This is a genomic window from Enterobacter sp. 5-4 (genome assembly GCF_000612205.1).
Classification (GTDB): domain Bacteria; phylum Pseudomonadota; class Gammaproteobacteria; order Enterobacterales; family Enterobacteriaceae; genus Enterobacter; species Enterobacter roggenkampii.
The window spans coordinates 528,223-542,701 of the sequence record NZ_JFHW01000019.1 but is presented as its reverse complement, the minus strand read 5'-3'; the positions used below and the strand labels follow the sequence as shown (position 1 = coordinate 542,701).

Here is a 14,479-nt window from a genome sequence, read left to right as displayed (position 1 = left end):
AAACTGTAGCAGGAAGGAACAGCATGACTGATGTAACTGTAAAATCGCTGGCTGCTGAGATTCAGACCTCCGTGGACCGCCTGGTACAGCAATTTGCTGATGCAGGGATCCCGAAGTCCGCTGATGACTCGGTGACCGCGCAAGAAAAACAAACCTTGTTAACGCACCTGAACCGTGAACACGGCTCTACGCCTGACAAGTTAACGCTGCAGCGCAAAACGCGTAGCACGTTAAACATCCCTGGTACCGGTGGCAAAAGCAAATCGGTACAAATTGAAGTCCGCAAGACGCGCACCTTTGTAAAACGTGATCCGCAAGAGGCAGAACGCCTTGCCGCGGAAGAGCAGGCACAGCGTGAAGCGGAAGAACAAGCTCAGCGTGAGGCGGAAGCAGCCGCTAAACGTGAAGCAGAATTAAAAGCTGAACGTGAGGCCGCAGAAAAAGCGAAACGCGACGCAAGTGATAAAGTGAAGCGTGACGCTGCGGAAAAAGACAAAGTGAGCAATCAACAGACAGACGAAATGACCAAAACCGCCCAGGCTGAAAAAGCCCGCCGTGAAAATGAAGCTGCCGAGCTGAAGCGTAAAGCGGAAGAAGAAGCCCGCCGTAAGCTGGAAGAAGAAGCTCGCCGCGTCGCCGAAGAAGCGCGTCGCATGGCAGAAGAAAATGAGAAGAACGGTGTTGATACCGCTGAGCAGTCTGAAGACACCAGCGACTATCACGTGACCACTTCTCAGCACGCACGTCAGGCTGAAGATGATAACGACCGTGAAGTAGAAGGCGGCCGTGGCCGTGGTCGTAATGCAAAAGCAGCGCGTCCGGCGAAAAAAGGCAACAAGCACGCGGAATCCAAAGCTGACCGTGAAGAAGCACGTGCGGCTGTTCGCGGTGGTAAAGGCGGCAAGCGTAAAGGTTCCGCTCTGCAGCAGGGCTTCCAGAAGCCTGCTCAGGCCGTTAACCGTGACGTTGTGATCGGCGAAACCATTACCGTTGGCGAACTGGCGAACAAGATGGCGGTTAAAGGCTCTCAGGTCATCAAAGCAATGATGAAGCTGGGCGCGATGGCAACCATCAACCAGGTGATCGATCAGGAAACTGCGCAGCTGGTTGCGGAAGAGATGGGCCACAAAGTTATCCTGCGTCGTGAAAACGAGCTGGAAGAAGCAGTAATGAGCGACCGTGACACAGGTGCTGCGGCAGAACCGCGCGCACCGGTAGTGACCATCATGGGTCACGTTGACCACGGTAAAACCTCGCTGCTTGACTACATTCGCTCTACCAAGGTTGCCTCTGGCGAAGCGGGTGGTATTACTCAGCACATCGGTGCATACCACGTAGAAACTGACAACGGTATGATCACCTTCCTGGATACCCCAGGCCACGCCGCGTTTACCTCCATGCGTGCTCGTGGTGCTCAGGCGACGGATATCGTTGTTCTGGTTGTTGCTGCAGACGACGGCGTCATGCCGCAGACCATCGAAGCTATCCAGCACGCGAAAGCAGCGGGTGTGCCGGTTGTGGTTGCAGTGAACAAGATCGATAAGCCAGAAGCGGATCCCGATCGTGTTAAAAACGAACTTTCCCAGTACGGTATCCTGCCGGAAGAGTGGGGCGGCGAAAGCCAGTTCGTACACGTGTCTGCGAAAGCGGGTACCGGTATCGACGAACTGCTGGACGCGATCCTGCTGCAGGCCGAAGTTCTGGAGCTGAAAGCCATCCGTAACGGTATGGCGAGCGGTGCGGTTATCGAATCCTTCCTGGATAAAGGACGTGGCCCTGTTGCTACCGTTCTGGTTCGTGAAGGTACGCTGCATAAAGGCGATATCGTTCTGTGCGGTTTCGAATACGGTCGCGTTCGTGCGATGCGTAACGAACTGGGTCAGGAAGTGCTGGAAGCAGGTCCGTCCATTCCAGTGGAAATCCTGGGTCTGTCCGGCGTTCCGGCTGCTGGTGACGAAGTGACCGTTGTGCGTGACGAGAAGAAAGCGCGTGAAGTGGCACTGTATCGTCAGGGCAAATTCCGTGAAGTTAAACTGGCTCGTCAGCAGAAATCTAAACTCGAGAACATGTTTGCCAACATGACCGATGGCGAAGTTCACGAAGTGAACATCGTTCTGAAAGCCGACGTTCAGGGTTCTGTGGAAGCGATCTCCGACTCCTTGCTGAAACTGTCTACCGACGAAGTGAAAGTGAAGATCATCGGTTCTGGCGTAGGTGGTATCACCGAAACCGACGCGACCCTGGCTGCTGCCTCCAACGCTATCCTGGTTGGCTTCAACGTTCGTGCGGATGCCTCTGCGCGTAAAGTGATTGAATCCGAAAGCCTGGATCTGCGTTACTACTCCGTCATCTATAACCTGATCGACGAAGTGAAAGCAGCGATGAGCGGCATGCTGTCTCCTGAGCTGAAACAGCAGATCATCGGTCTGGCTGAAGTACGTGACGTGTTCAAATCACCGAAATTCGGTGCGATCGCGGGCTGTATGGTTACCGAAGGTAACATCAAGCGTCACAACCCAATCCGCGTACTGCGTGACAACGTGGTTATCTATGAAGGCGAGCTGGAATCCCTGCGCCGCTTCAAAGATGACGTTAACGAAGTCCGTAACGGCATGGAATGTGGTATCGGCGTGAAGAACTACAACGACGTTCGCGTTGGCGATATGATCGAAGTGTTCGAGATCATCGAAATTCAGCGTACCATCGCTTAATTTCCGATTGTAAGCCGGGATCGCCTCGCGCCACCCGGCAATAATTTCAAAAAGGGGCTTTAGCCCCTTTTTTGTCTGGAGAATTTATTATGGCGAAAGAATTTGGTCGCCCTCAGCGCGTAGCGCAGGAAATGCAGAAAGAGATCGCACTCATTCTGCAACGTGAAATCAAAGACCCGCGCGTCGGCATGATGACCACCGTTTCCGGTGTGGAAATGTCCCGCGACCTGGCCTATGCAAAAGTGTTCGTCACCTTCCTGAACGATCAGGACGAAGCCGCAGTGAAAAACGGCATTAAAGCGCTGCAGGAAGCCTCTGGTTTCATCCGCTCTCTGCTCGGCAAAGCGATGCGCCTGCGTATCGTGCCTGAACTGACCTTCTTCTACGACAACTCGCTGGTCGAAGGTATGCGTATGTCCAACCTGGTGACCAGCGTGGTGAAACATGACGATGAGCGTCGTGTTAACCCGGCGGACGACAGCAAGGAGGACTGATGAGTCGTCCTCGTCGTCGTGGTCGCGACGTGCATGGTGTGCTGCTGCTGGATAAACCCCAGGGCGCTTCCAGCAACGACGTGCTGCAAAAAGTGAAGCGTATTTTTAACGCCAACCGAGCGGGCCACACCGGCGCGCTCGATCCGCTGGCAACCGGCATGCTGCCGATCTGCCTGGGAGAGGCGACAAAGTTTTCCCAGTATCTGCTCGACTCCGATAAGCGTTACCGCGTTATCGCTAAGCTGGGTCAGCGCACGGATACCTCCGACGCGGATGGTCAGGTCGTGGAAGAGCGTCCGGTGACCTTCAGTGCGGAGCAGCTTGATGCGGCGCTGGAGAGCTTCCGTGGGGAGACGATGCAGGTGCCGTCGATGTATTCGGCGCTAAAGTATCAGGGCAAAAAACTCTACGAATATGCGCGCCAGGGCATTGACGTCCCGCGTGAAGCCCGTCCGATTACCGTGTATGAGCTGCTCTTTATTCGCCACGAAGGTGATGAGCTGGAGCTGGAAGTGCACTGTTCGAAAGGGACCTATATTCGCACCATCATTGATGACCTCGGTGAAAAGCTGGGCTGCGGCGCGCATGTGATTTACCTGCGTCGCCTTGCGGTGAGCAAGTACCCGGTGGAGCGAATGGTGACCCTGGAACATCTGCGCGAGCTGGTTGAACAGGCTGAAGCGCAGGGGATCGCGCCGGCAGATTTGCTGGATCCGTTGCTGATGCCGATGGACAGTCCGGCTGCGGACTTCCCGGTTGTTAATCTTCCTTTAACATCGTCCGTTTACTTTAAGAACGGCAACCCGGTTCGTACGTCAGATGCGCCGCTGGAAGGCCTGGTACGCGTGACTGAAGGTGACGAAGGGAAATTCATCGGCATGGGCGAAATGGATGGCGAAGGGCGCGTTGCGCCGCGTCGTCTGGTCGTCGAATATCCGGTCGACGCGTGACGGTAATAACGGCTCACCTTGCGATAAGCAGGGGAGACGAGTAGAATATCGCCGCTTAACGCCTGGTAAATTGTTTAACAATCTGCGGGGCGTACATGGGATTGCTGAATTAGAGATCGGCATCCTTACATTCTTTATACTTTGGAGTTTGAAAATGTCTCTAAGCGTTGAAGCTAAAGCTAAAATCGTTTCTGAGTTTGGTCGTGGTACTAACGACAGCGGTTCTACCGAAGTTCAGGTTGCACTGCTGACTGCACAGATTAACCACCTGCAGGGTCACTTTGCAGAGCACAAAAAAGATCACCACAGCCGTCGTGGTCTGCTGCGTATGGTTTCTCAGCGTCGTAAACTGCTCGACTACCTGAAACGTAAAGATGTTGCACGCTACACCGCGCTGATCGAGCGTCTGGGTCTGCGTCGCTAAGTCTTGCGAGTTTCAGAAAAGGGGGCCTGATGGCCCCTTTTTTCAAGCAGACGGCAGCAATTCACTGGAAACTATTGTATTGTTGCTATAAATGATCTTCATTGCAGAGGTTCGCGCGGCTAATGAGAGGCTTCACCCAGGGGGGTGTTGGTTGTCATTAGTCGCGAGGATGCGAAGAAGGTCGGGTCAAATCGACAGCACACCGGTGGTGTGCTGTCAAACATTTAAGAAAGGACAGAACTTTGCTGAATCCGATCGTTCGTAAATTCCAGTATGGTCAACATACCGTCACGCTGGAAACCGGCATGATGGCACGTCAGGCGACTGCTGCCGTTATGGTAAGCATGGATGACACCGCGGTATTCGTTACCGTTGTTGGCCAGAAAAAAGCTAAACCAGGTCAGGACTTCTTCCCGCTGACCGTTAACTACCAGGAGCGTACCTACGCTGCCGGTAAAATCCCGGGTGGTTTCTTCCGTCGTGAAGGCCGTCCAAGCGAAGGCGAAACCCTGATCGCGCGTCTGATTGACCGCCCGGTTCGCCCGCTGTTCCCGGAAGGCTTCGTCAACGAAGTGCAGGTTATCGCGACCGTTGTTTCCGTTAACCCACAGGTTAACCCGGACATCGTGGCGATGATCGGTGCGTCCGCAGCCCTGTCACTGTCTGGTATTCCATTCAATGGCCCAATCGGTGCCGCGCGCGTCGGTTACATCAACGACCAGTACGTGCTGAACCCAACTCAGGAAGAGCTGAAAGAAAGTAAGCTGGACCTGGTGGTTGCGGGTACCGAAGCCGCTGTGCTGATGGTTGAATCCGAAGCTGAACTGCTGAGCGAAGATCAGATGCTGGGTGCTGTGGTCTTCGGCCATGACCAGCAGCAGGTTGTTATCCAGAACATCAACGACCTGGTGAAAGAAGCCGGTAAACCACGTTGGGACTGGCAGCCTGAAGCAGCTAACGATGCGCTGAATGCACGCGTTGCAGCTCTGGCAGAATCTCGTCTGAGCGATGCATACCGCATCACCGACAAACAGGAGCGTTACGCTCAGGTTGATGTGATCAAATCTGAAGTAACCGCGACCCTGGTTGCCGAAGACGAAACGCTGGACGCTAACGAAATTGGCGAAATCCTGCACGCTATCGAGAAAAACGTTGTTCGTAGCCGCGTTCTGGCTGGCGAGCCGCGTATCGATGGCCGTGAAAAAGACATGATCCGTGGTCTGGACGTGCGTACTGGCGTGCTGCCACGTACTCACGGTTCTGCGCTGTTCACCCGTGGTGAAACGCAGGCGCTGGTTACCGCGACCCTGGGTACAGCCCGTGACGCGCAGATCATCGACGAACTGATGGGCGAGCGCACTGACAGCTTCCTGTTCCACTACAACTTCCCTCCGTACTCCGTAGGTGAAACCGGCATGGTTGGCTCACCGAAGCGTCGTGAAATTGGTCACGGTCGTCTGGCGAAGCGCGGCGTGCTGGCAGTGATGCCAGAAGCAGACAAATTCCCGTACACCGTACGTGTGGTGTCTGAAATCACCGAATCTAACGGTTCTTCTTCCATGGCTTCCGTGTGCGGTGCCTCTCTGGCGCTGATGGATGCAGGCGTGCCAATCAAAGCCGCCGTTGCGGGTATCGCAATGGGCCTGGTGAAAGAAGGCGACAACTATGTTGTTCTGTCTGACATTCTGGGCGACGAAGATCACCTCGGCGATATGGACTTCAAAGTGGCGGGTTCCCGCGACGGTATCTCTGCGCTGCAGATGGATATCAAAATTGAAGGTATCACCAAAGAGATCATGCAGGTTGCGCTGAACCAGGCTAAAGGTGCACGTCTGCACATCCTGGGCGTGATGGAACAGGCGATTAACGCGCCACGCGGTGATATCTCTGAATTCGCACCGCGTATTCACACCATCAAGATCAATCCAGACAAGATCAAAGATGTTATCGGTAAGGGCGGTTCCGTAATCCGTGCGCTGACCGAAGAGACCGGCACCACCATCGAAATCGAAGATGACGGTACCGTGAAGATCGCAGCAACCGACGGCGAGAAAGCGAAATTCGCGATCCGTCGCATCGAAGAAATCACTGCAGAAATCGAAGTGGGCCGCGTCTATGCAGGTAAAGTGACCCGTATCGTTGACTTTGGTGCGTTCGTTGCCATCGGCGGCGGTAAAGAAGGTCTGGTTCACATCTCTCAGATCGCTGACAAGCGCGTTGAGAAAGTGACCGATTACCTGCAGATGGGTCAGGAAGTGCCGGTTAAAGTTCTGGAAGTCGATCGCCAGGGCCGTATCCGTCTGAGCATTAAAGAAGCAACCGAGCAGTCTCAGCCAGCTGCTGCGCCAGAAGCACAGGCAGCAGAACAGCAAGGCGAGTAAGTTGCCATTTGCCCTCCGCTTTGCGGAGGGCCTATTATCAGGCAGGACGCCTTGTTAAGCCGCCGGGGGACAGGACGTTCATCCAATAGTTGTCTTCGGGAGTGGGAAATGAAGCCTTTTTTGCGCTGGTGTTTCGTTGCGACAGCTTTAACGCTGGCAGGATGCAGCAACTCTGCCTGGCGTAAGAGCGAAGTCCTCGCAGTGCCATTGCAACCGACTTTGCAGCAGGAAGTGATCCTGGCACGCATGGAACAAATACTTGCCAGTCGGGCTTTAACCGATGACGAACGCGCACAGCTTTTATATGAGCGCGGAGTGTTGTATGATAGTCTCGGTCTGAGGGCATTGGCGCGAAATGATTTTTCACAAGCGCTGGCTATCCGACCTGATATGCCTGAAGTATTCAATTACTTAGGCATTTATTTAACGCAGGCAGGCAATTTTGATGCTGCCTATGAAGCGTTTGATTCTGTACTTGAGCTTGATCCAACTTACAACTACGCGCACTTGAATCGCGGTATCGCATTGTATTACGGCGGTCGTGACAAGTTAGCGCAAGATGATCTGCTGGCGTTTTATCAAGACGATCCTAATGATCCTTTCCGTAGCCTGTGGCTTTACATCGTTGAGCGGAAGCTCGATGAGAAGCAGGCAAAAGAAGCACTGAAACAGCGCTTCGATAAATCGGACAAGGAACAGTGGGGATGGAACATTGTCGAGTTCTACCTGGGCAACATTAGCGAAGCAACGCTGATGGAACGCCTCAAGGCGGACGCAACGGATAACACCTCGCTCGCTGAGCATCTCAGTGAAACCAACTTCTATTTAGGTAAGTACTACCTAAGTCTGGGGGATAAGGACAGCGCTACGGCACTGTTCAAATTAGCGGTTGCTAACAACGTACACAACTTCGTTGAGCACCGTTATGCATTGTTGGAATTATCGCTCTTGGGCCAGGAGCAAGACGACCTGGCAGAATCGGACCAGCAATAGCTGACGACATAAACATCAGCCCGTAATCTTTTGATTGCCATCACCTTAACTGGTGAGGGCGTTGTTGTTCGTCAATACACCTACTTTGAGCCGGTTCACACTTTTCAATGAAAATTGCTAATCATTTTCACGATGAGCTAAGTAGACTGGCCGCCATTGACATTGAGGCACTCGTACTACATGGCTGAATTCGAAACCACTTTTGCAGATCTGGGCCTGAAGGCTCCTATCCTTGAAGCCCTTAACGATCTGGGTTACGAAAAACCATCTCCGATCCAGGCTGAGTGTATCCCACACCTGCTTTCTGGTCGTGACGTGCTGGGCATGGCCCAGACTGGTAGCGGTAAAACTGCAGCGTTCTCGCTGCCGCTGCTGAACAACATTGATCCGGACCTGCGTGCACCGCAGATCCTCGTTCTGGCTCCAACCCGTGAACTGGCTGTTCAGGTTGCAGAAGCCATGACGGAATTCTCTAAACATATGCGCGGCGTAAACGTGGTTGCCCTGTACGGCGGCCAGCGTTATGACGTGCAGTTACGCGCCCTGCGCCAGGGCCCACAGATTGTTGTCGGTACGCCGGGCCGTCTGCTGGATCACCTGAAGCGCGGTACCCTGGACCTCTCTAAACTGAGCGGTCTGGTACTGGATGAAGCAGATGAAATGCTGCGTATGGGCTTCATCGAAGACGTTGAAACCATCATGGCGCAGATCCCGGACGGTCATCAGACCGCGCTGTTCTCTGCCACCATGCCGGAAGCGATTCGTCGTATCACCAAACGCTTCATGAAAGAACCTCAGGAAGTGCGTATTCAGTCCAGCGTAACCACTCGCCCGGACATCAGCCAGAGCTACTGGTCTGTATACGGCATGCGTAAAAACGAAGCGCTGGTACGTTTCCTGGAAGCGGAAGATTTTGATGCGGCGATTATCTTCGTTCGTACCAAAAATGCGACCCTGGAAGTGGCTGAAGCCCTGGAGCGTAGCGGCTACAACAGCGCAGCGCTGAACGGCGACATGAACCAGGCCCTGCGTGAGCAGACTCTGGAGCGTCTGAAAGACGGTCGTCTGGATATCCTGATTGCAACCGACGTGGCAGCACGTGGTCTGGACGTTGAGCGTATCAGCCTGGTTGTTAACTACGACATCCCGATGGATTCCGAGTCTTACGTTCACCGTATCGGCCGTACCGGTCGTGCGGGTCGTGCTGGCCGTGCGCTGCTGTTCGTTGAGAACCGCGAGCGTCGTCTGCTGCGTAACATCGAACGCACCATGAAGCTGACCATTCCAGAAGCGGACCTGCCAAACGCAGAGCTGCTGGGCAAACGCCGTCTGGAAAAATTCGCCGCCAAAGTACAGCAGCAGCTGGAAAGCAGCGATCTGGATCAGTACCGTGCGCTGCTGTCGCAGATTCAGCCTGTTGCTGAAGGCGAAGAGCTGGACATGGAAACCCTGGCTGCAGCACTGCTGAAAATGGCTCAGGGCGAACGTAGCCTGATCGTGCCACCAGATGCACCGATGCGTCCTAAGCGTGAATTCCGTGACCGTGACGACCGCTTCGAACGTCGTGGCGACCGTAACGATCGTGGCCCACGTGGTGACCGTCCAGAGCGTGGTGGTGAAGACCGTCCTCGTCGCGAACGTCGCGACGCAGGCGATATGGAACTGTACCGCATTGAAGTGGGCCGTGATGATGGCGTTGAAGTTCGTCACATCGTTGGCGCTATCGCTAACGAAGGCGACATCAGCAGCCGTTACATTGGTAACATCAAGCTGTTCGCCTCCCACTCTACCATCGAGCTGCCGAAAGGCATGCCGGGTGAAGTACTGCAGCACTTTACGCGTACCCGCATCCTGAACAAGCCGATGAACATGCAGCTGTTGGGCGATGCACAGCCACGCCCTGACCGTGGCGGCGAACGTCGTGGCGGTGGTCGCGGTTTCGGCGGCGAGCGTCGTGAAGGCGGTCGCAGCGAAGGTCGCGGTGGTGAAGGTCGTCGTTTCTCCGGCGAGCGCCGTGAAAGCCGTGGCCCGCGTCGTGAAGAAGGCACCAGCCGTCGTCGTTTCGGTGACGCGTAAGCCTTACGCTTCTGACGTAAAGTAAAATATACAGCCCCGATACATGCTATCGGGGCTTTTTTTATTCCCTTTGTACTCTTGTACTGGTACAGTGCGTCACATTAAAATGCAGAACCGCATGATTGACTGGAGAAAAGGCTGTATGGCGACACTAACCACCACCCAAACGTCACCTTCGCTGCTTGGCGGCGTGGTGATCATCGGCGGAACCATTATAGGTGCCGGGATGTTCTCCCTGCCCGTGGTCATGTCCGGTGCGTGGTTCTTCTGGTCGCTGGCCGCGCTGGTCTTTACCTGGTTCTGTATGCTCCATTCCGGGCTAATGATCCTCGAAGCCAACCTGAACTACCGCATTGGCGCGAGCTTCGACACCATCACCAAAGACCTGCTGGGCAAAGGCTGGAACCTGGTGAACGGGCTGTCCATCGCGTTTGTGCTCTATATTCTGACCTACGCGTATATCTCGGCAAGTGGTTCGATTCTGCATCACACCTTCTCGGAGATGTCGCTGAACGTACCGGCGCGTCTGGCCGGGCTGTGCTTTGCGCTGGGCGTGGCGTTTATCGTCTGGATGAGTACCAAAGCGGTGAGCCGGATGACGGCGATCGTGCTGGGCGCGAAGGTCATCACCTTCTTCCTGACCTTCGGCAGCCTGCTGGGGCACGTGACGCCTGCCACGCTGTTTAACGTTGCCGAAGTGAATACCTCCTATACGCCTTACCTGCTGATGACCCTGCCGTTCTGCCTGGCGTCGTTTGGCTACCACGGTAACGTGCCGAGCCTGATGAAGTACTACGGCAAGGATCCGCGCACGATTGTGAAGTGTCTGGTCTACGGCACGCTGCTGGCGCTGGCGCTGTACGTCATCTGGCTGCTCGGGACGATGGGCAATATCCCGCGCCCGGAGTTTATCGGTATTGCGCAGAAGGGCGGTAACATTGATGTGCTGGTGCAGGCCCTGAGCGGCGTGCTGAACAGCCGCAGCCTGGATTTACTGCTGGTGATCTTCTCTAACTTCGCGGTGGCGAGCTCTTTCCTCGGCGTGACGCTGGGCCTGTTTGACTACCTGGCGGATCTGTTTGGCTTTGATGATTCCGCGATGGGGCGCTTCAAAACCGCGCTGCTGACCTTCCTGCCGCCGATTGTGGGCGGCCTGCTGTGGCCGAACGGTTTCCTGTACGCCATCGGCTATGCCGGTCTGGCGGCAACCATCTGGGCGGCGATTGTGCCGGCGCTGTTGGCCCGCAAATCACGTAAACGCTTCGGCAGCCCGAAATTCCGCGTCTGGGGCGGCAAGCCGATGATTGCGCTGATCCTGGTGTTTGGCGCGGGCAATGCCCTGGTACATGTCCTGTCGAGTTTTAATCTGTTGCCGGTGTACCAGTAAACATTTTGTGCCGGATGGCGGCTACGCCTTATCCGGCCTACGCGTCCCCGTAGGCCAGGTAAGCGAAGCGCCACCTGGCAAAAAGGCTACCCCACCAACTCCTCTTTCACCTGCATGGCCAAATCAAACGAGTGCAAACGTGCCTGGTGATCGAAAATCTGGCCGTTAACCATAATTTCATCCGCCTGCGTTTCGCGCAGCACTGCTTCCAGCCCGTGACGCACTTTCGCTTTATCACCCACCAGCGACATGCTCAGCGCCTGCTGTACGCCATACTGCTCTGAAGCTGACCACAGCTGATGCATATTCTCCACCGGCGGCGGAAGCTGGCCCGTCTCACCGCGACGCAGCTTCACAAACGCCTGCTGCATGGAGGTGAACAGGAATTCCGCGTCGCGATTGCTGTCGGCGGCAATAATGTTGATACAGACCATCGCGTACGGTTTCTCCAGACGCTCGGACGGTTTGAAGTGCGTGCGGTAGAGATGCAGTGCCTGATGCAGCATATCCGGTGCGAAATGCGAGGCAAACGCAAACGGCAGCCCCAGCTGGGCGGCAAGCTGCGCGCTGTAGAGGCTTGAGCCCAGCAGCCAGACCGGGATCTTCTCGCCGTAACCCGGTACCGGGCGCACGTGCGGGTTCGGGTCACGCGCGTCGAACCAGTCCACCAGTTCGGCCACGTCGCGCGGGAAGTTGTCGATATCGCCGCTCATATGGCGGCGCAGGGCGCGCATGGTCGGCTGATCGCTGCCCGGCGCACGGCCAAGCCCTAAATCAATACGGCCCGGATAGAGGGTATTCAGCGTGCCGAACTGCTCGGCGATCACCAGCGGGGCGTGGTTCGGCAACATCACGCCGCCGGAGCCCAGGTGCAGCGTGGTGGTGTTTGCCGCCAGATAACCAATCAGTACCGAGGTAGCGGCGCTGGCAATGCCCACCATGTTGTGGTGTTCGGCCAGCCAGTAGCGGTGATAGCCACGCTTTTCGGCCAGCTGAGCCAGATCCAGAGAGTGCGAAAAGGCTTCTCTTGCCGAGGAGCCTTGTGGGATCGGCGCCAGATCCAGCACCGAAAACGGAAGGGTTTTGTCAGTCATAACAGCTCACTTTGTCGACGGTGAATCTTTAATACTGCATTAAAAAATGATAACCGTTGTTAACAAAGTGAGCCTTTTTTAAGCCTGAAGTTCCAGCCCGGCCAGACGCTTCCAGTAGCCGTTACAGTCGCTGTTTGCCGTCAGCGGCAGCGGAGCAGCTCCATTTTCGTTAGCGCGGAAGGCATCCAGCATCGCGAACACGCCGGTATCCAGCGGCGACAGGCGCACCATATCGACCAGCCCGTCCATCGACGCCAGCTCGTTGCCCAGGTTATAGACATAGCCGCTCATGGTCTGAATACCGTTGAGAACAAACACCTGCTGATTCTCCTGGGACAGCATGCTGCGCCCGTTCGGATACTTAATACAGCAGGTTTCGCACTCGTCTTTCGGACGGTCTTCCGAGCGTGCGGTAAAGCAGCGGGCGGAATAGGCCAGCGGCAGATGTCCGTAGCTCAGCACTTCCACTTCAAACTTGTTGCGAATGCCCAGCTCTTCACACTGCGTGAGCAGGTTTGCCAGCCAGTCGCGGGAGAGTTCCACCGGCATGCACCAGCGCGTCATCCCCTGTTTGAGCAGCAGGCGCAGGGTCACCGCGTTGTAGCAGTTCAGGGCATGACCCGCGACAAACGGCAGCTTGCGCTCGGCACACATGTTCACCACGCCGAGATCGCTCGCTTCCAGCAGGAAATCGCCGTTCTCAACGTAGCGTTTCAGCTCGCCCAGTTCAGAAGAGGCCTGCACCAGCGCGAGCGTGGAAAGCACCACCTGTTTGCCGCTTCCCGCCAGGCTTTTCGCCATCTCCAGCCAGTCGCCCACTTTCGTCGCCCGGCGTTTGCTGCACACCGCTTCGCCGAGGTAAATCACATCGGCGCTGCTGGTGGCGGCCTGTTGGTAAAAATCTTCCAGCGTCTCTTTTGGCCAGTAGTAAAGCACCGGCCCTAATGAATATTTCATGATTTTCTCACTGCCATTTACGGTGATACGCGCCCAGCGTGGTTTGCGTGCCTTCGGACATCGATCCGAGCGTCTCCATCCAGGCCTGCTGCGGCGCGTAGTTCTGCGGGTCCGCCATGCAGCGGTCGATAGCCTGACGCCACACTTTCGCCACCTGGCTCACGTACGCCGGGCTGCGCTGGCGACCTTCAATTTTCACCGAGGCGATATTGGCCGCCAGCAGTTCCGGCAGCAGCTCCAGCGTGTTAAGACTGGTGGGCTCTTCCAGCGCGTGGTAACGCTCGCCGTCCACCAAATAGCGGCCTTTACACAGGGTAGGATAACCGGCGTTTTCACCGTCCTGATAGCGGTCGATCAGCACCTCATTCAGGCGAGATTCCAGCCCCTGCGGCGTTTGCTGCCAGCGAACGAAGCGGGCAGGGGAGCAGGCCCCGACGGTATTTGGCGACTCGCCGGTCAAATAGGAGGAAAGATAGCAACGGCCTTCGGCCATAATGCACAGGCTACCAAAGGCAAAAACTTCCAGCGGCACTGGCGTGACGCGCGCGAGTTGCTTAACCTGATGAATAGAGAGTACGCGCGGCAGCACCACGCGGGCCACGTCAAAGTTTCGGTGATAAAAACGCACGGCCTCTTCGTTGGTGGCAGATGCCTGAACAGAGACGTGGCGCTCAATATGGGGATAGCGTTCTGCCGCATACTCAAGCATGGCGAGGTCGGCCAGAATCAGTGCATCGGCACCCAGCTGTGCCGCCATATCCACCGCGCGCTGCCAGCGGGCGTAGCCGTCAGGATGAGCAAAGGTATTGATGGCGATGTGCAGCTTGCGGCGGTGCTGGTGAACGAAGTTAACGGCTTCCTGAAGCTTTTTCTCCGTAAAGTTGAGGCCAGCAAAATGGCGGGCATTGGTGTCATCTTTCAGCCCGATATAGACCGCATCGGCCCCATTTTCGATGGCCGCCTTAAGCGCCGGAAGGTTTCCGGCAGGGCAGAGCAGCTCCATAATTTATCC

Annotated in this window: 12 protein-coding genes; 9 read left to right on the top strand and 3 right to left on the bottom strand. The window is 55.8% G+C overall.

What is annotated here, in order from left to right; genetic code table 11:
* Positions 1 to 23 precede the first annotated feature (23 nt).
* The 9 genes from infB to mtr all read left to right on the top strand — a co-directional run bounded on the left by infB (position 24) and on the right by mtr (position 11,416).
* On the top strand, positions 24 to 2,711 hold the full coding sequence (gene infB / locus AA74_RS0112960; RefSeq protein WP_008501472.1) for a translation initiation factor IF-2: 2,688 nt from the start codon (positions 24 to 26) through the stop codon (positions 2,709 to 2,711).
* An 89-nt stretch (positions 2,712 to 2,800) separates the two neighbouring features.
* Positions 2,801 to 3,205, top strand: coding sequence for a 30S ribosome-binding factor RbfA (gene rbfA / locus AA74_RS0112955; RefSeq protein WP_003024988.1), 405 nt, complete (start codon positions 2,801 to 2,803; stop codon positions 3,203 to 3,205).
* Positions 3,205 to 4,155: a tRNA pseudouridine(55) synthase TruB gene (truB, locus tag AA74_RS0112950; protein WP_025912549.1), complete on the top strand. Its 951-nt coding sequence runs from the start codon at positions 3,205 to 3,207 to the stop codon at positions 4,153 to 4,155. The genes rbfA and truB overlap by 1 nt, the downstream gene beginning before the upstream one ends.
* A gap of 154 nt (positions 4,156 to 4,309) precedes the next feature.
* Complete coding sequence (gene rpsO / locus AA74_RS0112945) at positions 4,310 to 4,579, top strand: 30S ribosomal protein S15 (protein WP_003861789.1); 270 nt, start codon at positions 4,310 to 4,312, stop codon at positions 4,577 to 4,579.
* Positions 4,580 to 4,821: 242 nt separating this feature from the next.
* Complete coding sequence (gene pnp / locus AA74_RS0112940; protein WP_008501475.1) at positions 4,822 to 6,960, top strand: polyribonucleotide nucleotidyltransferase; 2,139 nt, start codon at positions 4,822 to 4,824, stop codon at positions 6,958 to 6,960.
* Between the two features lie 108 nt (positions 6,961 to 7,068).
* Positions 7,069 to 7,953: a lipoprotein NlpI gene (gene nlpI, locus AA74_RS0112935; RefSeq protein WP_008501476.1), complete on the top strand. Its 885-nt coding sequence runs from the start codon at positions 7,069 to 7,071 to the stop codon at positions 7,951 to 7,953.
* A 107-nt stretch (positions 7,954 to 8,060) separates the two neighbouring features.
* Entirely contained in the window at positions 8,061 to 8,141 is an 81-nt protein-coding gene (gene yrbN, locus AA74_RS1000000123795; protein ID WP_100122156.1) for a protein YrbN, read from the top strand.
* On the top strand, positions 8,134 to 10,029 hold the full coding sequence (locus AA74_RS0112930; RefSeq protein ID WP_021242253.1) for a DEAD/DEAH family ATP-dependent RNA helicase: 1,896 nt from the start codon (positions 8,134 to 8,136) through the stop codon (positions 10,027 to 10,029). Before yrbN ends, AA74_RS0112930 begins: the two co-directional genes overlap by 8 nt.
* A gap of 142 nt (positions 10,030 to 10,171) precedes the next feature.
* On the top strand, positions 10,172 to 11,416 hold the full coding sequence (gene mtr / locus AA74_RS0112925) for a tryptophan permease (protein ID WP_008501478.1): 1,245 nt from the start codon (positions 10,172 to 10,174) through the stop codon (positions 11,414 to 11,416).
* An 86-nt stretch (positions 11,417 to 11,502) separates the two neighbouring features.
* On the opposite strand, the gene AA74_RS0112920 is transcribed toward mtr, so the two are convergent.
* The 3 genes from AA74_RS0112920 to AA74_RS0112910 all read right to left on the bottom strand — a co-directional run bounded on the left by AA74_RS0112920 (position 11,503) and on the right by AA74_RS0112910 (position 14,470).
* Positions 11,503 to 12,510, bottom strand: coding sequence for an LLM class flavin-dependent oxidoreductase (locus AA74_RS0112920; protein WP_023326163.1), 1,008 nt, complete (start codon positions 12,508 to 12,510; stop codon positions 11,503 to 11,505).
* 78 nt (positions 12,511 to 12,588) lie between these two features.
* Positions 12,589 to 13,467, bottom strand: coding sequence for a U32 family peptidase (locus AA74_RS0112915; protein WP_025912548.1), 879 nt, complete (start codon positions 13,465 to 13,467; stop codon positions 12,589 to 12,591).
* 7 nt (positions 13,468 to 13,474) lie between these two features.
* Entirely contained in the window at positions 13,475 to 14,470 is a 996-nt protein-coding gene (locus AA74_RS0112910; protein WP_021242249.1) for a peptidase U32 family protein, read from the bottom strand.
* Positions 14,471 to 14,479: the final 9 nt, after the last annotated feature.